This window comes from Candidatus Leptofilum sp. (genome assembly GCF_965223525.1).
Taxonomy (GTDB): domain Bacteria; phylum Chloroflexota; class Anaerolineae; order Promineifilales; family Promineifilaceae; genus Leptofilum.
Window position 1 is genome coordinate 1,986,503 of record NZ_OZ245005.1, and the last position, 24,650, is coordinate 2,011,152.

The 24,650-nt window shown below is 52.4% G+C and carries 22 protein-coding genes; 15 read left to right on the forward strand and 7 right to left on the reverse strand.

The window, feature by feature from the left end; genetic code table 11:
• The first annotated feature begins 57 nt into the window (after positions 1 to 57).
• Both ACOQPM_RS25585 and hpt read left to right on the forward strand, forming a co-directional pair.
• On the forward strand, positions 58 to 441 hold the full coding sequence (locus tag ACOQPM_RS25585; RefSeq protein ID WP_420631230.1) for a hypothetical protein: 384 nt from the start codon (positions 58 to 60) through the stop codon (positions 439 to 441).
• A complete protein-coding gene (gene hpt / locus ACOQPM_RS25590) occupies positions 438 to 1,022 on the forward strand; it encodes a hypoxanthine phosphoribosyltransferase (protein ID WP_420631231.1) in 585 nt (194 codons plus the stop codon). The genes ACOQPM_RS25585 and hpt overlap by 4 nt, the downstream gene beginning before the upstream one ends.
• Positions 1,023 to 1,527: 505 nt before the next feature.
• On the opposite strand, the gene mgtE is transcribed toward hpt, so the two are convergent.
• Positions 1,528 to 2,883 (reverse strand): magnesium transporter, encoded by a 1,356-nt coding sequence (mgtE, locus tag ACOQPM_RS25595; RefSeq protein WP_420631232.1) that lies wholly within the window; start codon positions 2,881 to 2,883, stop codon positions 1,528 to 1,530.
• A 162-nt stretch (positions 2,884 to 3,045) separates the two neighbouring features.
• On the opposite strand from mgtE, the gene ACOQPM_RS25600 reads away from it, so the two are divergent.
• The 6 genes from ACOQPM_RS25600 to focA all read left to right on the forward strand — a co-directional run bounded on the left by ACOQPM_RS25600 (position 3,046) and on the right by focA (position 7,981).
• Entirely contained in the window at positions 3,046 to 3,891 is an 846-nt protein-coding gene (locus ACOQPM_RS25600; RefSeq protein ID WP_420631233.1) for a YhfC family intramembrane metalloprotease, read from the forward strand.
• Positions 3,892 to 3,920: 29 nt separating this feature from the next.
• Positions 3,921 to 4,850, forward strand: coding sequence for an ABC transporter ATP-binding protein (locus tag ACOQPM_RS25605; protein ID WP_420631234.1), 930 nt, complete (start codon positions 3,921 to 3,923; stop codon positions 4,848 to 4,850).
• Positions 4,837 to 5,631 (forward strand): ABC transporter permease subunit, encoded by a 795-nt coding sequence (locus ACOQPM_RS25610; RefSeq protein WP_420631235.1) that lies wholly within the window; start codon positions 4,837 to 4,839, stop codon positions 5,629 to 5,631. The genes ACOQPM_RS25605 and ACOQPM_RS25610 overlap by 14 nt, the downstream gene beginning before the upstream one ends.
• A 67-nt stretch (positions 5,632 to 5,698) precedes the next feature.
• Positions 5,699 to 6,637: a P1 family peptidase gene (locus ACOQPM_RS25615; protein ID WP_420631236.1), complete on the forward strand. Its 939-nt coding sequence runs from the start codon at positions 5,699 to 5,701 to the stop codon at positions 6,635 to 6,637.
• A gap of 33 nt (positions 6,638 to 6,670) precedes the next feature.
• Positions 6,671 to 7,000 carry a hypothetical protein gene (locus tag ACOQPM_RS25620; RefSeq protein WP_420631237.1) on the forward strand — a complete coding sequence of 110 codons (330 nt, stop codon included), beginning with the start codon at positions 6,671 to 6,673 and terminating at the stop codon, positions 6,998 to 7,000.
• Between the two features lie 105 nt (positions 7,001 to 7,105).
• Positions 7,106 to 7,981: a formate transporter FocA gene (focA, locus tag ACOQPM_RS25625; RefSeq protein ID WP_420631238.1), complete on the forward strand. Its 876-nt coding sequence runs from the start codon at positions 7,106 to 7,108 to the stop codon at positions 7,979 to 7,981.
• Between the two features lie 111 nt (positions 7,982 to 8,092).
• On the opposite strand, the gene ACOQPM_RS25630 is transcribed toward focA, so the two are convergent.
• Positions 8,093 to 9,475, reverse strand: coding sequence for an MFS transporter (locus tag ACOQPM_RS25630; RefSeq protein WP_420631239.1), 1,383 nt, complete (start codon positions 9,473 to 9,475; stop codon positions 8,093 to 8,095).
• A gap of 427 nt (positions 9,476 to 9,902) precedes the next feature.
• Between ACOQPM_RS25630 and ACOQPM_RS25635 the strand changes: the two genes are divergently transcribed.
• The 6 genes from ACOQPM_RS25635 to ACOQPM_RS25660 all read left to right on the forward strand — a co-directional run bounded on the left by ACOQPM_RS25635 (position 9,903) and on the right by ACOQPM_RS25660 (position 14,677).
• Positions 9,903 to 10,172 (forward strand): 4Fe-4S dicluster domain-containing protein, encoded by a 270-nt coding sequence (locus tag ACOQPM_RS25635; RefSeq protein WP_420631240.1) that lies wholly within the window; start codon positions 9,903 to 9,905, stop codon positions 10,170 to 10,172.
• Complete coding sequence (gene vorB / locus ACOQPM_RS25640; RefSeq protein ID WP_420631241.1) at positions 10,165 to 11,232, forward strand: 3-methyl-2-oxobutanoate dehydrogenase subunit VorB; 1,068 nt, start codon at positions 10,165 to 10,167, stop codon at positions 11,230 to 11,232. Before ACOQPM_RS25635 ends, vorB begins: the two co-directional genes overlap by 8 nt.
• An 18-nt stretch (positions 11,233 to 11,250) precedes the next feature.
• Positions 11,251 to 12,066, forward strand: a complete 816-nt coding sequence (locus tag ACOQPM_RS25645; protein WP_420631242.1) for a thiamine pyrophosphate-dependent enzyme — start codon at positions 11,251 to 11,253, stop codon at positions 12,064 to 12,066.
• Complete coding sequence (locus tag ACOQPM_RS25650; protein ID WP_420631243.1) at positions 12,063 to 13,328, forward strand: PLP-dependent aminotransferase family protein; 1,266 nt, start codon at positions 12,063 to 12,065, stop codon at positions 13,326 to 13,328. Before ACOQPM_RS25645 ends, ACOQPM_RS25650 begins: the two co-directional genes overlap by 4 nt.
• Positions 13,329 to 13,389: 61 nt before the next feature.
• A complete protein-coding gene (locus tag ACOQPM_RS25655; protein ID WP_420631244.1) occupies positions 13,390 to 13,944 on the forward strand; it encodes a 2-oxoacid:acceptor oxidoreductase family protein in 555 nt (184 codons plus the stop codon).
• 328 nt (positions 13,945 to 14,272) lie between these two features.
• The gene (locus ACOQPM_RS25660) at positions 14,273 to 14,677 is read left to right on the forward strand and encodes a hypothetical protein (protein WP_420631245.1); all 405 of its coding nucleotides are present in this window, start codon (positions 14,273 to 14,275) and stop codon (positions 14,675 to 14,677) included.
• A gap of 30 nt (positions 14,678 to 14,707) precedes the next feature.
• Here ACOQPM_RS25660 and ACOQPM_RS25665 read toward each other — a convergent pair whose 3' ends face one another.
• The 4 genes from ACOQPM_RS25665 to ACOQPM_RS25680 all read right to left on the reverse strand — a co-directional run bounded on the left by ACOQPM_RS25665 (position 14,708) and on the right by ACOQPM_RS25680 (position 22,448).
• Complete coding sequence (locus ACOQPM_RS25665) at positions 14,708 to 16,909, reverse strand: tetratricopeptide repeat protein (protein WP_420631246.1); 2,202 nt, start codon at positions 16,907 to 16,909, stop codon at positions 14,708 to 14,710.
• Between the two features lie 225 nt (positions 16,910 to 17,134).
• A complete protein-coding gene (locus tag ACOQPM_RS25670; protein WP_420631247.1) occupies positions 17,135 to 18,430 on the reverse strand; it encodes an acetyl-CoA hydrolase/transferase family protein in 1,296 nt (431 codons plus the stop codon).
• A 132-nt stretch (positions 18,431 to 18,562) separates the two neighbouring features.
• Positions 18,563 to 19,657, reverse strand: coding sequence for an alanine dehydrogenase (locus ACOQPM_RS25675; protein WP_420631248.1), 1,095 nt, complete (start codon positions 19,655 to 19,657; stop codon positions 18,563 to 18,565).
• 229 nt (positions 19,658 to 19,886) lie between these two features.
• Complete coding sequence (locus ACOQPM_RS25680; protein ID WP_420631249.1) at positions 19,887 to 22,448, reverse strand: clostripain-related cysteine peptidase; 2,562 nt, start codon at positions 22,446 to 22,448, stop codon at positions 19,887 to 19,889.
• 267 nt (positions 22,449 to 22,715) lie between these two features.
• Here ACOQPM_RS25680 and ACOQPM_RS25685 point away from each other — a divergent pair, with 267 nt between their 5' ends.
• The gene (locus tag ACOQPM_RS25685) at positions 22,716 to 24,005 is read left to right on the forward strand and encodes a spondin domain-containing protein (protein WP_420631250.1); all 1,290 of its coding nucleotides are present in this window, start codon (positions 22,716 to 22,718) and stop codon (positions 24,003 to 24,005) included.
• Positions 24,006 to 24,079: 74 nt separating this feature from the next.
• Here the strand turns inward: ACOQPM_RS25685 and ACOQPM_RS25690 are convergent, their stop codons facing one another.
• Positions 24,080 to 24,637 (reverse strand): GNAT family N-acetyltransferase, encoded by a 558-nt coding sequence (locus tag ACOQPM_RS25690; RefSeq protein WP_420631251.1) that lies wholly within the window; start codon positions 24,635 to 24,637, stop codon positions 24,080 to 24,082.
• Positions 24,638 to 24,650 lie beyond the last annotated feature (13 nt).

Genomic DNA, 24,650 nt, shown 5'->3' on the forward strand with positions numbered 1-24,650 from the left:
ATGTTTTTCTTTATAATGAGAAGAATCTCATGACCTCATTCCCAACGGAGCACCGACTTGAGTCAAGAAACACCTCAGAAACCACAATTTGCCCATAAAATTGAAGAAGAGTTTGCCCGTATCCTTGATTATTACGGAATTGAATGGGAGTATGAACCTCGAACCTTCCCTTTGGTTTGGGATGATGATGGGAACGTCACCACCGCATTTTCTCCCGATTTTTATTTGCCTGGTCAGGATTTGTATGTTGAGTTGACGACATTGCGGCCCAAGCTTATTCGGCATAAAAACCGCAAAATTCGCCAGATGGCTGAATTATACCCCGATATCAACGTAAAATTGTTTAAGCGAGATGATTTACGCAATTTGATGATCAAGTTTGGCTTAGATGGCGAGGCTGCGCCTATTGTAGGTACAGACGCACAGGACAATGATAAATGATGGTTTCACTTCCGCCAGAAGCATATGGCGAATTGCATGAGGGTATTTCCAGGGTGCTTTTTTCTGCTGAAGCGATAGCAACGAGGGTCGCTGAGTTGGGGCAGCAGGTGTCTGTGGATTATAACGGCCGTTACCCCCTGCTAGTTGGCGTACTCAATGGCGTTGTCCCTTTCATGGCTGATTTACTACGCGTGATCACCATTCCAGTGGAGGTAGATTATCTGGCTATTGCTAGCTATTCAGCCGAAACGCGCGAGCGCGGTTTGGTGCGTCTGGAGAAAGATTTGAATGAAACCATCAAAGATCGGCATCTGTTATTTGTAGAAGATATGATTGATACTGGCCTTACCCTCAACTACCTGCTGCAAAATTTACGCGCCCGCGAACCTGCCAGCATTGAAGTATGCACCTTGTTCGACAAATCGCGTCGTCGCCTGATCACTTTGCCGATTAAATATAAAGGGTTCGACCTTCCTGATCGCTTTGTAGTGGGATACGGATTAGACTACCGGGGAAAATACCGCAACCTGCCTTTTGTTGGCCTCCTTAAGCCAGAAATATTTCAGCCCAACAACAAGTAAAAGAGCGCACTGGATAGCCTAGGCTGTGCCACAAAGCCGGCGCGGTTGGAAAACTAGCCGGAGCATCTGGATTGTTGCAAAAAAAGAAAAACGCACCCTGCGAAGAGTGCGCCTAAAAAGCGAGGAGCCCCAAGTAACCATCTGGTACTTTACCGCTTCCATTGGTTTTGAGCGACAATTGCCTCTCATACCCTTTGGAACTTGCCTGCTAACTCATGTGCAACTACCAACTTATATAAATATGATATATCACACATTTTGTTAGAAAGTCTTGCTTTGGCTACTTAAACTGTTGTTCTGAATATTTTTCAATATTTTGAACTTTTAGTTTAAATCTCCGTAGCTTCGGTAAAAAACCGTCCAATTTCTCGGAGCTTCCTCTATCCTGTGGAGAAAGTAGCCAGGTACTTTTTTCCTACAAGATAGAGGAAGTATATATTGTTGCATGCGTAACCGTCTACTGATCTTTGTCTGGCAAAGATATGACAAAAATCATATTTGGTGCCTAAATTCCCAAGATCAATTTAGCTAGCGAGAAGTAAATAAGTAAACCTGTCGCATCCACAATAGTGGCAATCATTGGGCCACTAATGACGGTGGGGTCAATGCGAAAGCGGTCTGCCAGGATGGGGATGACGGTAGCTACAGTTGTAGACCAGATGACGATAATGGGCAGCGTGAGTGCCACCACCAGCGCCACGTCGAAGCCTGTGTTCCACAGCAGGGCGCGGCCAATCCCAACTGTACCCATCACCAGTCCCAGCAGCAATCCTACAGAGACTTCACGCCGCCAGGCTGCGCCTAAGTTGCTCAACCGTACTTCATCGAGAGTGATGGCGCGGATGATGGTGGCAACGGTTTGGGAGCCAGCGTTCCCGCCTGTGCCGGTGACGAGCGTAATGAAGAAACCAAGCGCCACAACCACATCCAGCTCATGCTGGAAAAGGCGGATCACCTCGCCAGAGAGGGTAGAGGCGACAAAGAGCAGCAGCAACCAGCCAATGCGCTTACGTACAATTTGGAAGACGGAGACAGCAAAATAGGGCTGATCGAGCGGCTCTGAGCCACCAAGCCGTTGAATATCCTCGGTAACTTCTTCCTCAAAAATGTCCAGCACATCATCCACGGTGACGACGCCGAGCAGTTCGTTGGTTTCGCTGACGACGGGGACGACAAAATAGTCGTAGCGGGAGACAAATTCGGCTAGCTCTTCCTGATCGGCGGTTGCGGGGACAGAGGCAACGTCGCCACTCATCAGCGATTCGATAGTAGCGTCTGGTTGTGAAAGGATGAGCACGCGCAGGGGGACGACGCCTATGAGCTTGTTGTCGCGGTCAACCACATAAAGGTAGTGCAATGTTTCGGCATCTTCTAGCGAGCGTAGGTAATCAAACGTTTGGCGGACGGTCCATTGGCGGCGCAGGGCGACCACATCGCGGGTCATGAGGCGGCCTGCGGTTTCTTCTTCGTAGGCCAGCAGTTCCTGCACCTCGGCCGCTTCTTCTGGTTCCATCAGGCCGATAAGCTTGTCGGAGATTTCGTCGGGCAAATCCTCCAGGAACTCGGCGGCGTCGTCCATGGGGAGTTCGTCGAGGAGGTCTGCCAGCCGTTCGTCGTCTACTTTTTCTACAAGCTCTTGCCGCACCAGGCCCCCGGATTCATCCAGCACTTCACTGGCTATTTCGATAGGGAGGAGTTCAAAGATGGTTACGGCTGTTTCTGCATCAAGCTCATCCAACAGTACAGCAATGTCAGCTGGGTGGACTCGCTCTAGCCGAGTTTGCAATTCGGGTAGCTGGCCCGCTGCCACAAGCTGCTCGACATCTTCAGTTGGGAAGTAATTCATTGCTGTTTCATCCATAGTGGAAATCCTTTGATCATAAGCGTTACATAGAGAACCATAGAGAAATCTGTAGGTTCGTATTCATGGCTGTAAACGTAGTCGGTGGACGCTCTTGTGAGGGTAGCCCTCCCATTATATCCCACTAAATTCGTGATACAATCCAAAGGGAAGGAGATTGTGATGATACCCTTGCTGTTGCTGATCAACTTTTTGCTGATGATTGGGATACCCATCTGGCTGGGAATCTGGCTATCTCGCAAGCTAAAAGCGAGCTGGCAGCTCTTTGCCATTGGCGGTGCGGCCTTTGTTTTGGCCCAGGTTGGGCATCTGCCCTTTAATTGGCTCATTTTGCAGCAGCTAGAGTGGGTGACTGCCGATAATTTGCTGCTCTACGTTACCTTTTTAGGGCTGTCTGCTGGTACTTTTGAAGGTGTGATGCGCTATATTTCCTTCCGATTTTGGGCCAAGAAGGCACGCAGTTGGGGTAGCGGCATGATGGTAGGTGCGGGACATGGCGGCGTTGAAGCAATGATTCTGGGGGTGCTGGGCTTAATCAATTTCATAGTCTTATTTGGATTGCGCGAAGGGTATTTCGCGGGCATTTTGGCATCTGTGCCTGAAGACCAGCTTTATTTAGTAGATGAGCAGATTGAGGCGCTGTTTGGCGTCCCGCCAGCGATTGCCGTATTTGGGGCATTGGAGCGATTTTTTGCCATTTTGCTCCATTTGTCAGCATCGTTGTTGGTGATGCAGGTTTTTGTACGGAAGCAGCTACGTTGGTTAGGGGCGGGCATTTTGTGGCATGCGCTAATTGATGGTGTGCTGGTGTATGTGGTTATTACACAAGGGGTGATCATGGCCGAAACGGTGTTGGGGGTGATGAGTGGGGTGAGTTTGGTGATTATTTTTTGGCTGCGTCGCCCAGAACCTGTTGAGCCTGTTTTGGGGCCATTGCCAGCACTTGAGCCTTTAAGGTCAATCGAGATGTCGCAAGATTCTTTAGATCAAAGTAAATATTCCGGCTGAATTCGTGTAGCGACTTTGAGGATGTGCATATGATTGAGACAATAAATTTAACGAAACGGTTTGGGGAGAATACGGCCGTTGACCGTCTTACCCTCTCCATTTCCGAAGGTGAAGTGTTTGGCTTTTTGGGGCCAAATGGGGCAGGTAAAACAACTACGGTACGCATGTTGGCGGGTCTCATTTCGCCCACGGCAGGCGGTGCCACGCTGCTGGGCCACAAGCTAGGCGAAGCGGATATCGAAATTCGGCGCAACGTGGGCATCCTTACCGAAACGCCCGGCATGTATGAACGGCTCTCAGCCCTCAAAAACCTGACGATTTACGCAAAGTTATACGAGGTGAAGGATGTTCCCGGACAGGTAGAGAAATATTTGCGGATGTTGGGCTTGTGGGAGCGTCGCAATGATGCCACCGGGACGTTTAGCAAGGGGATGCGCCAAAAGCTGGCCATTGCCCGTGCCTTGCTGCATGAGCCGCGCATTCTTTTTTTGGATGAGCCAAGCGCGGGGTTAGACCCAGAAGCCGCTCGGCTGGTGCGCGATTTCATTGGCGATGTGAAGGAGCAGGGACGCACTATCTTTTTGACCACGCACAATTTGGACGAGGCGGATCGCCTGTGTGACCGAATTGCCGTGTTCAAAAGTCGGCTGCGGGTGCTGGATACGCCAGAGGGTTTGCGGCAGCAGTTATACGGCCGTCAAGTCGTCTTCCACTTAGCTAATGAGGCGCAATCAGGCGTGCCAATTCTTGAAGATTTAGCTTACGTCAAAAAAATTGAGGCGATTGAAAATAAGCTGCTGGTTGCCGTAGATGACCCCGAAACGCACAATCCGGAAATGATTCGGCTGCTGGTGAATGGTGGGCAAAACGTTCAGTTTGTGGGCGAGCTGCGCCATTCGCTAGAAGAGATTTACCTCCAGCTAATCAACCGCGAGGAGGTGGCTGATGGACAAAATTAAGACGATTATCAACAAAGAGTGGGCAGAAGTGTTTAAGAACAAGCTGGTTTTGTTCTCTGTTGCCTTTCTGCCTCTACTGCTAACTGCGTTGCCTTTGATAACCATCTACTCCATGCAGGGTTTGGCACCAGAGGAGATGGCCAGCACCACACAAGGCACGCCCGACGAATTTTTTGGGGATGTGTGCATTGGGCTAAATGAAGCGGACTGCACGACGGTGTACATGCTGAACATTTTCACGCTGTTGTTTATGATTTTGCCGGTAATGGTCCCAGTAACGATTGCCGCCTACAGTATTGTGGGGGAAAAATCAACCCGAAGTTTGGAGCCTCTTTTGGCCACGCCTATCACCACACTAGAGCTGATTTTGGGTAAGGGGATAGCGGCCATTTTGCCTGCGGTTGTGGTAACGTGGTTATCTTTTGGCATCTACCTGTTTGCGGCGCGATTGATGACCAACGCGACAGTTTTTGCCCGAATGATTGATCCAATGTGGCTGTTGGCCGTCTTTCTGGTGGGGCCGCTGCTGGCGGTGCTGGCGGTCTGCGCGGCGATGATGATCTCATCCCGCGTCTCTGACCCGCGCACGGCAGAGCAGCTTTCTGGCGCGGTGATGCTGCCCATAATTTTGGTGGTGATGGGACAATCGTTTGGGCTATTTTTACTGAGCCGTGAGTTGGTGTTGGTAACGGCCGTTGTCCTCATCATCCTCGACGCCGTTTTGTTTTACCTCACCATCAAGATGTTCCAGCGTGAAACGATCCTCACTCGCTGGAAATAGAGATTTGAGACTGGATAGGCTTCTGATCTCTAATCTCCAGTCTCCCAAAATATAAAGGATAGATATAGTGAACTTAGCTGGACTCAAAATAGGACACGCCACCGATGAGCAGTTCCACACGGGCTGCACCGTATTTTTATGCCCACCCAACACCGTTGCCAGCGTGGACGTGCGTGGCCCGGCACCGGGAAGCCGGGAGGCGATGCTGCTTCAGCCGGACAAACCAATTCAGTACATTCAGGCGGTGATGCTAACGGGGGGAAGTGCCTTTGGCCTGGCCACTGCCGACGGCGCGATGCGTTGGCTAGCTGAACACGACATCGGTCATCCCACGCCCATCCGCCCAATTCCGCTGGTGCCAACGGCCGTTGTCTACGACCTGTTCATGAATAATGGCCAACACCCACCTGACGCCGAGAGGGGCTACGAGGCCTGCCAAAACGCCAGGGACACCAACGTGGCGCAGGGCAACGTGGGGGCAGGTGCGGGCGTAACCGTGGGCAAATGGGGTGGCTTCCAGACCATTATGAAGGGCGGCTTTGGCCTACACAGCATGGAGGTTGACGGCGTGGTTGTGGGTGCTGGTGCGGTAGTCAATGCTATTGGGGATGTGGTGAATGTGGATGGATCGGTTTTGGCTGGTGCGCGGGATGCGAACGGCCGTTGGCTGGTAGAAGAAAACCCGTACCGGCAATTCCCAAACTTGCCCCAAACGCCAGTTGGCACCAATACGACCCTGGTCGTCGTGTTTACCAATGCCAAGCTCACTAAAATTGAGGTAAATCGCCTGGCACAGCGGGCGCATGACGGCTTTGCTATCGCCATCCGCCCCGTTCACACCACGCATGATGGCGATACAGCCTACGCTTTAGCCACAGGGCAAGTGGAGGCTTCATTTGATCTAGTGGCAAACGTGGCGGTTGAGGTTGTGGCTGAGGCAATTCGCAACGGGGTCCGGGCAGCAGCAGCCGTCGGCCCAATACCGGGCTTGTTGTCCGATACTTGAAAATAATCATATACAAATGAGGGAAGAGCGACAATGGAATTCAAAAAATATGACACAGTTGTTACCGCCGATGATGTTGATTTAGGGGAGTTGTTACGCATTCATCACCGAGAGGAAGATGTGAATCCAGAGCTGCGCCTTTATGCCAGCTACCTGGAAGTTTGGAGTATCGAACTGGGAGGGCATATTTACATACCTACCGATTACATTGATGAACATGATGCGGCCAACAGAATAATTTACATTACAGAAATGCTGAGTACGGTACAGCAAGAGACTTGGGATCGGGCACCGAGCTTCGTTGCTGGCCGCCAAAGCCGCAAAGAAGAGCTGCCCATAGAAGGAACCGAATCCATTGCCTAGAAACTAAAGGGTTTACCAGATTTTCTTTGAGTTCTCGGTGTAACTCTGTGCCTCCTCCGTGCAACTCTGTGTTCCGCTTTTATTTACAAGGGAGAAATGATAGTTATGACTGTGCAAAATGTTGGTTTTAATGCCGATGCTCTGGTGCCGAAAGAGATGGCCCACAAGGCAGAGGCGGCGGGCGTGGCCAAAGCAACGCTTGGCCCGCTGCGAATGTTAGCCCTGGCAATCTTAGCCGGGGCTTTTATTGGTTTGGGGGCTATTTTTGCCACCACTGTGACGACGGGCAGCACACTCTCTTTTGGGTTAACAAAGTTGTTGAGTGGCCTAGTTTTTTGTTTGGGGCTTATTTTGGTGATTGGGGCTGGAGCGGAACTGTTCACAGGCAATAATTTGATTGTGATGGCCTGGGCGGCAGGCAAGGTGACAACGGGGCAGGTTTTACGCAATTGGATGATTGTTTATTTGGGTAATTTTGTGGGTTCGGTAGCAACGGCCGTTATGATGTTTTTTAGTCAGCAATACAAATTTGCCAACGGTGCACTTGGCCAGAATGCGCTCAACATTGCCAATGGCAAAGTCAATCTGGAATTTGGGCAGGCGCTGGTGCTGGGCATTATGTGCAACGCGCTGGTTTGCTTGGCCGTTTGGCTGTGCATGGGGGCTCGCAGTGCGACAGACAAGATTTTGGCGATTATTTTTCCCATTACCGCGTTTGTGGCCGCTGGCTTTGAGCATAGCGTGGCCAATATGTATTTCATTCCAATGGGTTTGCTGATTAAAGGCGGGGCACCGGCTGAGTTTTGGGCAGGTATTGGCAGTACGGCCGTTTCCTACGACTCGCTCACTTGGGGTAACTTTTTCATGCGGAACCTGCTGCCTGTTACCATCGGCAACATCATTGGTGGCGCACTCATGGTTGGGCTGGCTTACTGGTTCATTTACTTGCGCCCCACTTGGACTGGCGCCAAGCAATCGTAACGGCCGTTCGGAATTAATATATTGATGTATTGCGTACTGCGTATTGCGTAGCCAGTACGTTACGCAATACGCAGTATGCAAAATCCATGAAATCCTAAAGACTCGGAATATTTAATGGGCACCACCGCGACTGAGTCCGGGAGCGGCCGTTTCTTCCTGACCTGGTTTTAGATACTGTAAGGCCACATAAAGTAAAACCGCCATAACACCGCCCCAGAACAGAAATGGCGCCGTAGAGCCCAGAGCTTCAAATAATGCGCCCCCGATAATCGGTGCCAGGGCATTGGCCCCGCTAAAAAATGAGGCCGAAATCCCCAGCATTCCCCCAACTTCATTGGCCGCAATTCGCTTGGTAATGAGGCTGTTAATGGCTGGTTGCAAAATGCCGCCGCCAATTCCGGCGGGAATCATCATCACCAAAAGCCAAGCGATGCCGAGCCAGCTACTGTCCGCTTCATTGGGCAGCTCTACGGGAAAATCTGAGCGAATGGATTCACCAGAGCCATCTGATGTGCTGCTTAGCTCTTCGATAAGTTCTGCTTCACTGTACCAGGGCACGGGCTGATGCGGGGTAAATCCCATCAGAGTGAGACCGACAGCCAGCAGCCCCAATCCCCCATAAACGAGCCGCCGGTCGCCATACTTTCGGCTCCAGCGGCCAATGAGCCCGCCCTGCACAGCCACCACAATAAAGCCCACAAAGACAAAAACCACCGCATTGCCAGAGGCATTCAGCCCCAACCGATTGAGCGTAAACAGTGCCAAAATTTGCTCGAAACCCCCAAAGGCCAACTGTTGAGCAAACATCAACACCAGCAGCAAGCCAACGGCGGGATGTTTGACGGCCGTTACCAAAGCCCCCAAACTTAACGACACTTTACCCCCAGCAAGCTGACGCTTTTCTGGCGTCAAGGTTTCTTTGAACCAGGTTGAAGTGAGAATGATTGAAAAAAGTGAAAATGCAGCGGCTGCAAAAGCAGGCACGCTGTAATCATTATCGGTCAAAGCCAAAGAAACAAAGGCAATAACCGGGCCAATGATAAAGCCCAGCCCAAACGCTGCCCCAATAAGCCCCAAGCCCTGCGTTCGGGTTTTTTCTGTGGTGCTATCGCTGATGGCGGCCTGGGCAGTCGCAATATTTGCGCCACTAATGCCATCAATCAGGCGAGAAACAAAAATCAGCCAGAGGGAATTGGCAAACCCAAGCAGCAAAAATCCAGCAAAAGTACCAATTTGACTAACGATTAGGACAGGCTTACGGCCGTACTTATCAGACAACCTGCCCAGGATAGGCGCACCCAAAAATTGCATTAACGGGTAGGCAGCCCCAAGCAATCCAATGACAAATGGCGACGCCCCGAACGCCGTGGCGTAGAGGGGCAAAAGGGGAATAATGATCGTCAATCCAAGCAAATCAACCAAAACAATGACAAAAATTGGCAAAATGCGCTTGAAATCTAACTTCTCCTCATTAGCGAGGGGTGCTTCACTCATAAAATCTCCTAATCACAATCACTTTTGGAATCATATCGTGAAGCAGGAGTGCGTCAACCCATAAGCACGGACTTTGCAAGCGCATTTGTAACAGTTGTGACATTCTTCACATTGAAGCGAGCAAATCTTCACTAACCAAAATTCGGCAAAAACTGGATAATTTTACTGTTGGATTATTGTCTTGAACGTTAATAAACCATTTTGCTGCCTACAATAACTGGGCAGCTTTTTTTGTTTTTAGAACGTGTTGCCATTTTTGGGCAACAATCCCACTATTTCCTAAATTTGCAAACCACAAAAACTATTTTGGACAACAAAGAACCTTTTCTCAGTGGTTTGCTCAAGTAAAAGCGGGAGAAATGGCTTAGCTTATTTCAAGGTGTTTTCCCGCTTGTACAACTCTAAACAACTATGGAGGTTCCATTAAATGGCTACTGGACGTATTGTCATAGATGCCGAACGTTGTAAAGGGTGTGAACTGTGCATTCCCACTTGTCCCCCGTCAGTTATCCTGTTGGCAGAAAGCCTCAATACAAAAGGATACCGCCCCGCATTGTATGCAGACCCGTCACATTTGTGCACGGGCTGTGCACTTTGTGCGGTGGTTTGCCCAGACGGCTGCATTACAGTGTTCCGCGATATTCCCCAGAAGCAAAAAAATCATAAACAACCAAAGGAGGCGCTGGCGCATGTCTAAACAGCTACTCAAGGGTAACGTGGCTTTTGCCGAAGCGGCCGTTCGGGCCGGGTGCGAAGCCTATTTTGGGTATCCGATTACCCCTCAAACAGAACTGCTGGAGCATATGTCTAGCCGGATGCTTGAGCTGGATCGCGTCTTTTTGCAGGCAGAAAGCGAAGTGGCGGCCATCAACATGGTGTACGGTGCCGCCGCCGCTGGCGTGCGGACGATGACCTCATCCAGCAGCCCCGGCATCAGCCTGATGCAGGAAGGATTTAGCTACATTGCAGGTTCTGAAGTACCTGTAGTCATCATTGATGTGATGCGTGGCGGCCCTGGTTTGGGCAACATCCAGCCCAGCCAATCAGATTACAATCAGGTTACTAAATCGGCCGGACATGGTGATTTCCATCCCATCGTATTAGCTCCCGCCAACGTGCAAGAAGCGATTGATTTAACGGTGTTGGCCTTTGATTTGGCAGATAAATACCGCACGCTGGTCTTTGTGGTGGCAGATGGTGCCATCGGCCAGATGATGGAACCGGCGGAACTGCCCCCGATGCGTGAACTGCCCGTGGAACGGCCGTCTTGGGCGTTAACCGGTGCCAAAAACCGCGAAAGAAATTTGGTAAATTCACTTTACATGGGCGTAGACAATCTGGAAATGCTTAACGAGAAGCTGCAAAGCAAGCTGGCGATCATCGAGCAGCAAGAGGTTCGGTACGACACACAATTCATTGAAGATGCGGAGATTGTGTTGGTTGCTTTTGGTACAGCTGCTCGCGTGGCGCAAACGGCCGTTAAACATCTTCGGGATCGTGGCTTACCAGTGGGGCTTTTCCGCCCCATCAGCCTGTGGCCGTTCCCGGAAAAAGCGTTGGCTGACGTGGCGCAGAAGAGCAAGGGGCTGTTTGTCGTAGAAATGAACGCTGGCCAAATGCTACACGACGTGCGTATGGTGGCTGGCATCCACAAGCCAGTTAAATTCCTGGGACGCATGGGTGGCCGGATTCCGCTGCCCGAAGAAGTTGAGCAAGAAGCCGAAGCATTGCTAGAACAATTGGCGGTTACCGACTAACCGGGAGAAAACAAACAAATGGATACTTTGATACAAGAACCAGCCACCATTCAACCTTTGGAAAAAATAACCTACGAACGGCCGTCTAGCCTTTGCAACGTTGATACCCATTATTGCCCCGGCTGCACGCACGGCACGGCCCATCGCTTAGTGGCCGAAGTGATTGACGAATTAGGCATCATGGAGGACACAATCCTGGTTTCCTCCGTTGGCTGTTCCGTCTTTTCATACAACTATTTTGAAGTAGACGCCTGCGAAGCTGCCCACGGCCGTGCGCCAGCAATGGCTACTGGCGTTAAGCGGGTCAATCCCGACAAAATCGTTTTCACTTACCAAGGGGATGGCGATTTAGCCTCCATCGGTACGGCCGAAATCATCCACGCCGCTGCTCGTGGTGAAAAAATCACCGTCATCTTCATCAACAACGCCATTTACGGCATGACTGGTGGGCAAATGGCCCCCACCAGCCTGATTGGCCAAAAAACCACCTCCTCACCCTTTGGCCGGGATGCAGATTTGGCGGGTAAGCCGATTCACATGGCGGAGTTGCTGGCCCAACTGCCGGGCGTGGTTTACAGCGTGCGCCGCAGCTTGCACGATGCCCGCCACACAATTCAAGCCAAAAAAGCAATCCGCACCGCCTTCGACGCACAGATCAACAATTTGGGTTTTAGCGTGGTAGAACTGCTTTCTAGCTGCCCCACCAACTGGGGAATGACCCCCACCGAGGCACTTGATTGGGTGAAGGAAGATATGGTGCCTTTCTACCCGCTTGGTGATTACAAAGTAGATGATCGTTTAGCAACAAAAAGAAGAAAAGGAGCCAAGAAATGAGTACCCCCTGGCATCATCGTTATGCACAGCGCACCCAGCGCATGGGCAGTTCGATGATTCGTGAACTGCTCAAGCTGACGCAGCGACCTGACATTATTTCTTTTGCAGGTGGCTTGCCTGCGCCAGAGATGTTCCCCGTGGAAGCGTTTGAGGCGGCCAGCAGCCGGGTTTTGCAGGAGCATGGTAGCCAAGCGCTACAATACAGCACCACCGAGGGCTATTTGCCGCTGCGCGAGTTCATCGTGGAAAAGATGGGGCGTTATGGCATTGAAGCGTCGGTGGATAATGTGCTGATTACCAGCGGCTCGCAGCAGGCGCTGGACCTCATCGGCAAGCTGCTTATCAATCCCGGCGATTTGATTTTGACGGAACGGCCGTCTTACTTGGGCGCAATTCAGGCATGGCGAGCCTACCAGGCAGAGTTTAGCTCGGTGCCGATAGACCATGACGGGCTGCGTGTGGACTTGCTGGAAGAGGCACTTTGCGGTGGCCCAAAATTTATGTACGTGCTGCCCAACTTCCAAAATCCGGGTGGCGTTACCCTCTCTTACGAGCGGCGGCTGGCTCTGATTGACATTGCAGACCATTACGGCGTGCCCATCATCGAAGATGATCCTTATGGCGAATTGCGCTTTGAGGGGGAACACATTCCGCCGCTGGTGGTACTAGATGCGGATAAATTGAACGGCCGTCAGTACATCCACCACGATGATCCCCATTGTTACTTCAAAGGCAACGTCATCTACATGAGCACCTTCTCCAAAACGTTAGCCCCTGGCCTCCGCCTGGGCTGGATTGTGGCACCCAAGCGCGTGATTCAGCAATGTGTGATGACCAAGCAGGGAATGGATTTGCACACCAGCAGCTTTATTCAGATGGTGGCCTATGAAGTGGCAAAAGATGGATTTTTAACCGAACACGTCCGCAACATTCGGGATGTGTATCGGCAACGCCGTGACATCATGCTAGCTGCCATGACGGAGCATTTTCCGCCTGGGGTTAACTGGACGCATCCACAAGGCGGCTTGTTCCTGTGGGTAACCATGCCAGATGAGTTGGACAGTACGGCCGTTCTGGAAGAAGCCATCGCCAACAAGGTTGCTTTTGTACCCGGAGCGACTTTCTACCCAAACGATGGCGGAGAGAACAGCTTCCGCCTCAACTTCTCTAACGCCACGCCTGAGGAAATTCAGGAAGGCATTGCCCGTTTGGGGCAGGTATTGCAGCATGTGTTGGACCCAGTGCCAGCCGCAGCTTTTTAGAAAACCAAGACCCCAAGGGTTTTCAAAACCCTTGGGGTCTGCTTACATGAGGACACAAAGAATGGAAACTTCAATTGTTATTTCCGGTTTTGGGGGTCAGGGGGTCTTGTTTGCGGGACAGCTGTTGGCGTATGCGGGGATGGATAACGGCCGTTACGTCACCTGGATTCCGTCGTATGGGCCAGAGATGCGCGGCGGCACGGCCAACTGCACCGTCATCATTAGCCACGATCCTATCGGTGCACCCATCGTTGCCCAGCCAGACATTGCCCTGGTATTTAACCTACCTTCTTACGAAAAATATGCCGATTTGGTGAAGCCTGGCGGGTTGTTGGTGGTTAACAACAGCATTGTCACCCCAGATGAACCCCGTGATGATTTAAACCTGGTAGAGATTCCAGCCAACGGCATTGCAGGCGAATTTGGCACGGTGAAAATGCTCAACATGGCCATGATTGGCGCGATGTTAGCCCATCATGATGTATTGCCAATCACGGCGTTGGAAGAGGCTCTGCGAGACCATTTGCCAGCGCGTAAACAACAATTCTTGCAAGGCAACCTGGATGTGCTGCACGCGGGTGCTCGCGCCGCAGCGAAACAGACAGCTTTAACTTAGAATTGTTCTGGCTTAGTCCAAGAGCATTGATTTTTAGATGAACGGCCGTTTGCCAATGAGCAACGGCCGTTTTTTCTGTCTAGCCACAACGGTTAAACTAGAGAAAAAGAGTGCTAGACTACAAAAGTCTTAGGAATGACGGTGATTTATCCAGAGATAGCAAGACTTTTGTAGTCTCCACTGCGTAGAAAATCACAGAAAGCAGTTTGAAAAGTGAGTGGAGATTTCTCTGTGATTTGCTCAAGTAAAAACCAATTTTGCGCGCATTCTAATTCATAATTCTTTTTGGTTTTTACAGTAAGCCCTATCCAAATTTGAGGAAGCGAGAATGATGAATTGCGAAAAAGAGATTGTTGAACTGCACCAATTTTTTCAGGATTGGTTTAACGGTGAGATTTCGGAAGAAGATAATGTTTTTGCGCGGTTTTCTAAGGTGATGGCAGATGGTTTCTATATTGTGCCGCCAAGCGGCCGTTTATCACTACGCACCCCGCTCGTTACAAATTTGCGGCAGCTTTACGGCAATTCCCAAGCAAACCCCGGCAAAATTTGGATTCAGGATGTCCAAATTCGGCACCAAAGCGCGGATTTGATTTTGGCAACCTATGAAGAGTGGCAGACATTCAATGACAAAACAACGTCCCGCCTAAGCTCGGCACTTTTTCAGGCGGATGCCAACGCTCCCAATGGCGTTGTTTGGTTGTGTGTGCATGAAACGTGGCAGGGGGAATGATGTTGAGATGACACCTGCTCCTACGCTTGTCTACACCCCGCCGCATTCCACCAGCGCCGCCTGTGCCTCTTCCAAATTGTGTGGTATGCGCAGGTGGCTAAAAATGGCAACGGCGCGGCGAGCATAAGGCAGACCCTCTTTCGGATTCCCTTGCCGCGCCAGTGCTTTAGCCAGCACCATGCCATAATATGCAATCAACTCCTGCCGCCCCACCTTCTCTGCCAATGGTAGCGCTTCACGTGCCAACGTATCTGCCTCCGCCCACTCCTTGCGGTCAAGCGCCAGGTCCGCCAAATTGCCGGTGTAGATGGCAACTCCTTCATCATCATTAATCTTCTTCGCAATCCGCAGTGCCTTGCGGTAATGTCCCTCGGCGGCAGCATATTCCCCTTGGTTATGTTCCACCGAGGCCAGGTCATTCAAGGCACCAGCCACATCTTGACTTTCTGGCGCAATGGTTCGTTGTAGAGCAAGCATTTCCCTGTATACTTCAATTGCCGCTGGATAGTTTTCCTCCAATTCGTGACCTATCCCACGTAGTTGAAACGCATAGGATTTATCATGTGCCCCTGCGCGCCAAGATTTTTCCCAATGGGCGACACTGCGGGCGGCGCAGGCCAATGTTTCCGCCGCTTGACTTCGTAACTGGTGAATCCAGCCTGCGTCATACGCCCGCCAACCTGCATAAAAAAAATCTCCATCGGTTTCCGCCTTTGTTTCCGCCTGCTGGCTGAGAGAAAGTCGCTCATCCCAACGGCCTGAAAAGTTGAGGAAGTTATTGAGCGCATCACACACGCTTTGCAAGCGATCATTCTCCCCCTGCAAAAACAAGGGCAGGGCGGCGGCCAGCGCTGGCCATTCCGCTTCCAGTTTGGGGAAGCGCTCGTGTTTTTCGTAGCCGTTCTCCAAAGCCAGGGCATAAGCGCGGTCGGTTAAACGGCCGCCCGTCTGCATCACCGCTTCTGGCCTTTTCCGCTTCAAAAAAGCAGCCGCCAACGGCGGCAGAAAAAAGGTTTGCTTCACTTCATCACTCACCAGCAAGGCGCGGTCGGCCAAATCTTCCAACGCGGTCAAGGCAGCGGTCTCCATCAAATCGGCTAGTTCCGCAATCCAGGCCAGTTTGGCGGGCTGCTCAAAATGCACCAACGCTGCCACAACGCGGGTTTCGTTTCCGGTAAAGGTGTCCAGCAAATCGCCAAAAATATATTCTAGCGGGTCATTTCCTTTGGGGGCTGCTTCCAAAAACGCCCGCACCTGCGGAATCGTGCGGGCTTGGCTGCCCGTCCGCCCCAACTGCCCTGCCAGCCAGCGAATCAGCAGCGGGTTGCCGTTTGTCATGGCGTACAGCTCTTCCCGCTCTGCTTCCGGCGTGCGGCGCAGGCGGGGGTTGTTCTTTGCCAACTCCGCCATCAATTCCAGCGCGTCTGCCTTTGCCAATCTGTCCAGCCGGACGGCGCGGGCGTCAATATCGTCGCGACGGCGGCTGGTTACAATCGCCTTGCAGCTCAGCGGCAGCCGGGAGAGGAATTGGTACACGCGTTCCCGTTCCTTAGGTACGAAGGTTTCCAAATTGTCAATTATTAGGAGAACGCGCTCTTTTCCCAAGGTGCGCTGAACCGCTTTCGGTCGGTCGTTGGGCGGAAGATGAGCCAGTTGGTTGTCGCCCATTTCGCGGGCCAGTTCGTCTAGCAACGCCATGTAGTTGGGCAGCATAAAATCTTCTAGCGCCTGCTCCCCGCGCGGCGTTAGCTCCCGTATTTTCGCTGAAAGAAAAATGATACGGTCAAAGTTGCCTGACTCCAACGCCGCATAGCCGCTGCGCACGGCCAGTGCTGTTTTGCCAATTCCGCCGGGGCCGTGAATCAAGGCGCCCCACGTCCGTGCCTCTGGCGCAATGGCGTCAGCAATTCTGGCCAAGCCCTTCTGCCTTCCAAAGAAAAAAGGTTGGCGCGGTAGGTTTGCCCGGAGATGGGTGCCGCCTGCCTTAAGCAGTTGGCTGGCACGTTCATTGTATTGCTTGGGTCTTACATTTTGGATGTAATTGAGGAGGTCGGGGATGCGTTCGCGTCGCTTTGCCCAGCCCATGAGTTCGAGAACCATTTGTTCTGTCGTCATGCCAGTCGTGAGGTTGCCTTTTGCTTCGGGGGAAATATCTAAAGCCAGGGTGTGGAGTTCTTGGTCGTTAAACGCGTCGATTAGGAATTGGCGTATTGCCGCTAAGTTGTAACTCATTGTCCCTCCTCTGAGCGTGGTCTCTGGTCGTGCTTGATCTTACGTTGCCTCCCTACCGTCACCCCATAATACCCAAAACCACAAAACTAGCCATCTTCATCGCCGGAGGCTAAAGCCATCCGGCTAGTTGTGGAAGCCCAAGCGGGCTTAAAGCGTAGGCTCGTCGAGCCTTTCATATCTAGCGAGGGCGTTTACGCCTCCGCATACCCGATGCAATTTGCTGATTTAGAAGTAGCCTAATTTATGGGCAGCGGCCGTTAATTCATCCCGAAACTGTGGGGCAGAAATTCCGATTAGTGCCTGCGCCCGCTCCCGAATTGATTTGCCATACAGATTGACCACACCATGCTCTGTAACCACGTAATGCACATCGTTGCGGGTGGTGACGACGCCTGCACCCTGGTTGAGCATTGGCACCATGCGGCTGGTGGTTCCGCCGCGTGCGGTTGAGAGGCAAGCAATGATTGGCAAGCCCTCTTTGGAGCGTGCAGCACCACGAATGAAATCGAGCTGGCCACCAACGCCGCTGTAAAAACGAGGCCCAATCGAATCGGCACAAACCTGGCCTGTTAGATCTATTTGTAGTGCAGAGTTAATAGCCACCATTTTGTCGTTTTGGGCAATGTTGAAGGGATCATTCACGTAATCAGTGGGGTGCATCTCGATAAGCGGGTTGTTGTCTATAAATTCATATAGCTTTTTGGTGCCAAAGAGGAAGCCCGTCACTATTTTGCCTGGGTGAAAGTTCTTTTGGGCGCAGGTGATGACGCCGTTTTCAACCATATCAATCACACCGTCGGAGAATAGCTCGGTGTGAATGCCTAAATCTTTGTGGTTGCCCAGGAAGCGCAACACCGCGTCTGGAATGCTGCCAATGCCCATTTGCAGCGTGGCTCCGTTGGGGATCATTTCGGCAATGTATTCGCCAATCTTCAAATGCCCTTCGGAGCTGCCCCCTTGCGGAGATTCTGGAATGGGGTAGTTTGTTTCTACAATGTGGTGAATGCGGCTTACGTGGATGAAGCTGTCGCCGTGGGTGCGGGGCATCTGCTGGTTTACCTCGGCGATGATGATTTTGGCAGATTCGGCGGCTGGTTTGGTGGTGCCAACCTCCACGCCAAAGCTGCAAAAGCCATGCTCGTCTGGTGGGGAGAGGGAGATGAGGGCAACGTCAATGGGCAGGATGCCTCTGCGGAACAGCCGGGGAATCTCAGAGAGGAAGATGGGGGTGAAGTCAGCTCTGCCTTCGGCGACGGCTTTGCGAACGTTGGAGCCGATGAAGAGGGCGTTGACGCGGAAGCTGTCGCTGTATTCCGGGGCGACGTAGGGTGCCTCGGCAAAGGTAAGGATGTGGGTTAGTTCTACATCATGCAGTTCGGGCGCTTTTTCTGTTAGCCCCTGGGTGAGTTCAACAGGAACGCCAGCTCCGCCGCCTACGTAAAGGCGGTTGCCCGATTTTATGTGACTTAATGCGGTAGAAACGTCGGTTACTTTTCGACGATAGATGTTTTCCCAGTTCATTCTAAATCCCAATAAATGTTATTCATTCATGTTACGCAGTGCAGACTTCAAAAGTCTAGACGATTTTTGGTGTGACCACGTTGCTTGCAAGACTTTTGAAGTCTTGAGCAGTGTGGATGCGTAACATCAATTTTAGATTGATAGGCCCAATGCTTGGGCAACTTCTTGATGTACCAAACGGCCGTCTACCAATGTAAGTCCCTGTTTTAGTGCGGGCATCTGGTCGGAGGCGGCCAATGTGCCTGCTTCGCCAACAGCTAGCAGGTAGGGCAGGGCTGCATTGGTGATGGCGTAGCTGGTGGTACGGCCGTAGGCGGCCGTAATATTTGGCACGCAGTGGTGAATAATGCCTTCTGCCACGTAGGTCGTGTTGCGTAATGTCGTGGGACGGCTGGTAGCGACACAGCCACCTTCATCAATAGCGTAATCAATGATCACCGAGCCGCGCCGCATTTGCTTCACCATGTCGCGGCTGACCAGCATGGGTGCGCGGCGGCCGGTTTTGGAGGCAGCGCCGATAAGCACATCGGCAAAGCGGGTGGCCCGCTTGAGGTTGAGTTCGTTGGCAAACATGGTGGTAACACGGCCGTGCAGCCTGTCGTACAGTGTTTGCAGCTTGCGCGGGTCTTTATCCAATACTGTGACCTCAGCACCCATGCCAGCGAAGGCACGGGCGGCACTGCTGCCCAATGTACCTGCCCCCACAATGACGATAACGGCGGCGGGTACACCCGGCAGGCCACTGAGCAAAATACCGCGCCCATGATAATCGCTACGTAGCAAACGGCCAGCCACGATGGGGGCCATTTGCCCAGCGATGATGCTGGCGGGCAGCAGCACAGGGCGGGTTTCGTCTTCTTCTTGGATGAGTTCGTAGGAAACGGCCGTTATTTCCCGTGCGGTTAATGCTTCTAGTAAATCGGGAGAGGAGACGGGTAGGTGGAGGAATGAAAAGATGGTTTGCCCAGGCCGGAACAGCACGTGTTCATCTGCCGTGGGGCGAGTTACTTTGGCTACCACATCGGCACGGCCGTACGCTTCTTGCGCCGAATAAACGATGGTTCCCCCCGCTTCCCGGTAATTTTCATCAGAAAAGCCCGCACGTTTGCCTGCGCCCGTTTCCACGTACACAACATGGCCTGCGCTGGCCAATGTGGATACCCCAGCGGGTGATAACCCAACGCGAGATTCTAAATCACGGACTTCTCGTGGAACGCCAAAATCCATGTGATACTCCTTGAAAATAGATGATGACCTGACAGTTTTGCAAGCTCTCAGGTTTGGAAAAAGGTTTGCGGGATGAGTATAGAATTTAGGGGGAAACGGCCGTAGTAACAAACGTCACCATTGACCACGTTCATTGTCACCAGAGGAGGTTGTTTTGGATTGAATGCTAACCTGCGTAGGCGAGAAGTTCAACTTCCCCAAAGAAGTTGAACTTCTCGTGTTCTTTTGTCTAACGAACGGTGATTTGTGTGTAGGCCGGGAACTGGTTTCCGTCGAAATCCTCTACGATGAAGCCAACAACGTACTGCCCTGCAGCCGCATCCAAATCTACCCAGATGAGCGTGGAGTCGCTGAAGGTGAGCGTGCCTGCTTCTTGCGTTTCGGAGCCAGTTACGTTGCCGCTGCTGTCTAGATCAAGCCAGCGCTGCATTACGGTAAACTGATCTCCTACTTGCGGGATAATTTCACGCGGGCCGCCCGTGCCATCTTCATTATTGAAGCCATAAACCTGCTGCAAAACACCATCGCGGAAGAGCAGCCGCGCCACACGCTGTTCGCCATCAGTATACGTGTAGATGCCGTCCACCGTGTAGGTGGCATCCTCAAAGGATGCGCCGTAGGTTTGTGGCTGGAAGAGCGTCACTACCGAGTTGTTGCCGTCGCTGATGGCAAAAACCACCGGTTCCCACGCAAATTCCAAGATGAACGGCTCGTCGGGCCAGACGGGGTAGAAAAGCCCGCCGACTTCCCGCGTTTCGGCACTTTCCAAGTAGTCAGAATCAATGATTAGCAGTGAGTTTGCGGCCGTATCCAAAAAACCAACCAGCAGCTTCACGTAACCGATATTCTCGCCAGAGATTTCGGTTGAAAGCAGTACAGTTTCTTCTATGGCGACTTCATTGCTTTCGGCAGCGATGGGTTCGATGGTGATGTTGCCAGTGCCGGGGCCGCGCACGGCCGTTCCTACCGCCGGAATCGCTGCACCAACATCACCTGCATTGAATGGCTCGCCCGTGTAATGGAAGGCCAAAAAGTCATCCCACAGGCTGGCGTTGGTGAAAGTGTCGGCAACGGCCGTATACGACTGTGGCCCGGTAATTGGATTGCCATACAGTTGTGAATTTGGGAAGTAAATGGAGATGCCCGTGGAGCCAGGTTTATTGGGGCCATGCTTTTCAGCAACGACCACTTGCTGGATAGCGGCTAAAACTTCGTTCACCGCCTGATCTACCTCACCGTTCCGGCTGTTTTGGGCGACAAGCTGGGCAAAGTGACCTAAATCAATGTAAGACGGCGGCACGTTGTTGCCAAAAACGCTGGTGTATGATTGGGCGTAGGTGCGCGTTTGGGCGATAGTTTGCTGGTTGTCGTTGGTGAGTGCCAGGCTCAGATTATTGACGCTATCTACCAAAGCCGGAATTTGGGAAAGGTCGGCAACGGTGAGCGTGATGTTTTGCTCCATTTGCCGCACAAGCTGCTCCGGCGAGGCGGTGCTGGGGCCACCAAACAGCCCAAACAAGCCACCCAGCGGATTGCCCCCACCCAACAAGCCCTGCCGGGCTTCTGGGTCTAGAATGCGTTGGTCTTCACGAATATAGCTATCTACAATGAAGCGACCCAGTTCGCCGCCGTTGATGCCGGGATTGGTGGCTAGCTCTTCCAAAAAGCCTGCGTAGGCCCAGCCCAGCGCTGGTTCCACTTCTTGCGAGGCGACGGCATAGCGGGCATGCGGAGCCAAGGCAGCGAAAATCTCGATGCCACCCATTAGGCAGGCATCCATGCCGATGAGTTCAAATTGGTCAACGCCTGTGATGGCGCGGATTTCAGCCAATGCCTGGTCAATTTCCATGAGGTAGAGGTCGTTGCCGAGAGCGGCCGTAATGGGCAAGCTGCGATCCGCGGGGACGCTGGGAGCGGGATCAGACCAGCCGCCGGGCCAACCAATGCCGTGATCCGACATGATCAGCACATATTTGTCGGCTGGGTAGTTTTCTATGGCCCACACCGCAAAATCAACCAACGTTTGGGGATCGGCCATGTTAACCTCGCCCAAATCTTCAATGAGTTCAGAATTGATGGTTTGTAAATCGGTGTCGCGGGTGACGTAGTAGCGGCGCGCCGTGCTCCAATTGCCGTCCCCGGCAAAGCCGCCTGCGAAGCGGTCTAGCTGGGCCACAATTTGCACGTTGTCGCTGGAGCCAACGCGCTCGGCTTCGTTGAGGTCGAGGAAGATGTCTTGCTCCAGAATTTTGTCATCGGCATCTTGGTAGAGCATGACAGTCCAGGTTTGGTCTGAGTCGCCGCTGGAAGAGAGTGTGGGTAGCGGATCGTTGTTGGCGGGGGGCAGGCTGCTGCTGCTGTCGGTTTCGGAGTCGGTAAAGATGGGGGAATCGCTACTGCTGCCGCCATCAAGTCCACCACCGCTGAACAAGCCCCCACCGCCGCTGAACAGAAAGAAGAGGATAATAATGCCAATTATCCCTATCCCAAGACAAGACATTCTGCCACCCCCACCGGGCAAGCCACCGCCGCCAGAGGGACGCGGCTTGAAGCCGCCACCGCCACTGCTGCCACCACTGCCTCCGCTGGGTCGTGATGGTTTAGACGGCCGTCTGCGAGGGGCTTCGGCGCGGTCACGTTGACCATCTTTGTTGGTGCGTCGCCGGCGACGGGCGGTCACGCGGGGCTTGTCATCTCTGGTGAACAGGGGCTGTCCAAATTCTAACTGATTGCTTGTTTCGCCTGTGGCTGTCGCCAGGGCAAGTTGTTCTGGTAATTCCCTAAGTTTCATAAATCGCTTCCTCATGCTTGCTATTCTGCTTTTGATGGGCCGATCATAAGGCCATCTGACAAACTGTCAACTATTTGGAACCCAACCTTCAGATTCCGTCACAGTAAGGTGGCATACCGAACGGCCGTCTGTAAGCAGTGTGTAATTTTTGGGCAAGATTTGGGTAAGACGGCCGTAACGCCCTCGTTAGCAAATTTAAGAACCACGTAATTGTTTCATCCTACACTCCTTGTCAGTTGAAAAAATATACCCACAAGGAGTAAAACGATGTTCAAGAAAAGCATATCTTTATCCGTCCTGTTTGGAATTTTGGCCTTGTTTATCGGGCTGGGTGTTGCCAGTGCAGACGATGGCGAGCAGACATTTGTCGTTACTGTAAAAAATACGGCCGATTTCCGCTTCATTGATTCTGGTGTGTTCAATACCCCGGTTGGGGCTGCTGAACCCGGCCCGGCGTTCCCCGGTGATGCGTATGAATGGACTTTCTACGCCAATCCAGGCGACAACCTCACCTTTGCCACCATGTTTGTACAGTCCAATGATTGGTTCTTTGGCCCAGGTTTGGCAGGCATTCCCCTGTACGATGCTGACGGTAACCCACACGCGGGCGATGTAACCGACTATATTTACCTTTGGGACGCAGGCACAGAAGTTGACCAGCCCGTTGGCGAAGGCCCGGATCAGGCACCACGGCAGGCTGGCCCAGACACAGGTGCTTCTGACCCGATCAAGCGCGTCCGCCTAGTAGACAGCGATGAAGTTCCCGCTGTCAATGAGCTGGTGCAGGTTGAACTGGCGTACAATGGCGATGGGCAGTTCCACGTGACTATTCACAACATTTCTGGTAATAGCGACGTTGCTACTCCGTTGGCTCCAGGCGTTGGCGTGGTTCACAGCAATCCCTCTCCGCTATTCCGCTTCCACCGTGCGGCTCTGCAAAATGGTTTGGAAGAAGTGGCTGAAGATGGCAATCCAGCCAAGTTGGGTGCCTGGTTAGCGGCCCAAACGGGCATCAACACCCCGCTGGCTCCCGTTGCCTGGACAGTTCATCAGGATGCCAATGCCCTCTTCACGGCAGGAACGGCCGCTTCTGCCGGTCTGGAATCATTAGCTGAGGATGGCAGCCCGGTGGCTTTGGTTGATTCATTGACGGAAACCAACAAGGGTGCGGCGGCAATCCCGGTTGGCGGTACAGACCCAGCCCCCATTTTTGCCCCAGACGGCAGCTACCAGTTTGAGATTACGGCCGTTCCTGGCGACTATCTCTCCCTGGCAACGATGTTTGTGCAGTCTAACGATTGGTTCTTCAGCGTGAGCAACTTGGCACTGTTCGATGATTATGGCCATGCCCTGTACGGGGACATCACTGGCTACGCTACGCTGTATGACGCTGGCACCGAGGTCAACGAAGAACCCGGCTTTGGCCCCAACCAGGCACCACGCCAGGCTGGCCCCAACACCGGTGCAGATGAAAACGGTGTGATTCATGCAGTCGAGGATGCAACGTTCAACAATCCATTCAACCAGCTACAAATCACCATCACGCCCGTAGACTAAAATTTATCGCCACAGAGGGCACAGAGAAAAAAAGAGATAATCTTCTCTATAAACCCTGTGTTCTCTGTGGCAAATTAAAGATTCCATTGTTCTGCTAGTAACGAGAATAGCTCCAGGTCGTGGAAACGGCCGTTCCAATACCCCTTCCTCTCTAAAATCCCCTCCGATTGAAAGCCCAGCTTGAGCAACAAATTGGCTGAGGCGCGATTTTGGGGCATTACCCACGCCTCGATACGCTCTAGCGATAAATTTTCCAAGCCGAAGGCAATGATGGCACTAATTGCTTCAGTCATAATGCCATGCTGCCAATACGGCCGTGCCAGCTCATACCCCAACTCGCCCACCTTGGTGCGATGGTTTAGCTCATTAAAGCCACAGCTACCAATGAGTTCATCCTGCCCCTTGGGTACAATGGCCCAGCGCACGCCGCGCCCTTGCCAAAACCGATCGTATCGCTTAACCAGCAGACGGCGCGCTTCCTCTGGGTTGGTAAATGTCTTGTGGTTGTAGTAGCGGGTGACACGGCCGTCGGAGAAAATGCGAAAAAGCGCCGCCTGGTCTGCCTTATCCAAACGATATTCGCGCAAAATGAGTCGCTCTGTTTCTAATTTGGGAAAGATGAGGGACGACATTATAGCTACCAAC

What these genes read in the sequence shown, in the direction of transcription:
- hpt (WP_420631231.1), top strand. Translation starts at nt 438, where the DNA reads ATGATGGTTTCACTTCCGCCAGAAGCATATGGCGAATTGCATGAGGGT.
- mgtE (WP_420631232.1), bottom strand. Translation starts at nt 2,883, where the DNA reads ATGGATGAAACAGCAATGAATTACTTCCCAACTGAAGATGTCGAGCAG.
- ACOQPM_RS25600 (WP_420631233.1), top strand. Translation starts at nt 3,046, where the DNA reads ATGATACCCTTGCTGTTGCTGATCAACTTTTTGCTGATGATTGGGATA.
- ACOQPM_RS25605 (WP_420631234.1), top strand. Translation starts at nt 3,921, where the DNA reads ATGATTGAGACAATAAATTTAACGAAACGGTTTGGGGAGAATACGGCC.
- ACOQPM_RS25610 (WP_420631235.1), top strand. Translation starts at nt 4,837, where the DNA reads ATGGACAAAATTAAGACGATTATCAACAAAGAGTGGGCAGAAGTGTTT.
- ACOQPM_RS25620 (WP_420631237.1), top strand. Translation starts at nt 6,671, where the DNA reads ATGGAATTCAAAAAATATGACACAGTTGTTACCGCCGATGATGTTGAT.
- focA (WP_420631238.1), top strand. Translation starts at nt 7,106, where the DNA reads ATGACTGTGCAAAATGTTGGTTTTAATGCCGATGCTCTGGTGCCGAAA.
- ACOQPM_RS25630 (WP_420631239.1), bottom strand. Translation starts at nt 9,475, where the DNA reads ATGAGTGAAGCACCCCTCGCTAATGAGGAGAAGTTAGATTTCAAGCGC.
- ACOQPM_RS25635 (WP_420631240.1), top strand. Translation starts at nt 9,903, where the DNA reads ATGGCTACTGGACGTATTGTCATAGATGCCGAACGTTGTAAAGGGTGT.
- vorB (WP_420631241.1), top strand. Translation starts at nt 10,165, where the DNA reads ATGTCTAAACAGCTACTCAAGGGTAACGTGGCTTTTGCCGAAGCGGCC.
- ACOQPM_RS25645 (WP_420631242.1), top strand. Translation starts at nt 11,251, where the DNA reads ATGGATACTTTGATACAAGAACCAGCCACCATTCAACCTTTGGAAAAA.
- ACOQPM_RS25650 (WP_420631243.1), top strand. Translation starts at nt 12,063, where the DNA reads ATGAGTACCCCCTGGCATCATCGTTATGCACAGCGCACCCAGCGCATG.
- ACOQPM_RS25655 (WP_420631244.1), top strand. Translation starts at nt 13,390, where the DNA reads ATGGAAACTTCAATTGTTATTTCCGGTTTTGGGGGTCAGGGGGTCTTG.
- ACOQPM_RS25660 (WP_420631245.1), top strand. Translation starts at nt 14,273, where the DNA reads ATGATGAATTGCGAAAAAGAGATTGTTGAACTGCACCAATTTTTTCAG.
- ACOQPM_RS25665 (WP_420631246.1), bottom strand. Translation starts at nt 16,909, where the DNA reads ATGAGTTACAACTTAGCGGCAATACGCCAATTCCTAATCGACGCGTTT.
- ACOQPM_RS25670 (WP_420631247.1), bottom strand. Translation starts at nt 18,430, where the DNA reads ATGAACTGGGAAAACATCTATCGTCGAAAAGTAACCGACGTTTCTACC.
- ACOQPM_RS25675 (WP_420631248.1), bottom strand. Translation starts at nt 19,657, where the DNA reads ATGGATTTTGGCGTTCCACGAGAAGTCCGTGATTTAGAATCTCGCGTT.
- ACOQPM_RS25680 (WP_420631249.1), bottom strand. Translation starts at nt 22,448, where the DNA reads ATGAAACTTAGGGAATTACCAGAACAACTTGCCCTGGCGACAGCCACA.
- ACOQPM_RS25685 (WP_420631250.1), top strand. Translation starts at nt 22,716, where the DNA reads ATGTTCAAGAAAAGCATATCTTTATCCGTCCTGTTTGGAATTTTGGCC.
- ACOQPM_RS25690 (WP_420631251.1), bottom strand. Translation starts at nt 24,637, where the DNA reads ATGTCGTCCCTCATCTTTCCCAAATTAGAAACAGAGCGACTCATTTTG.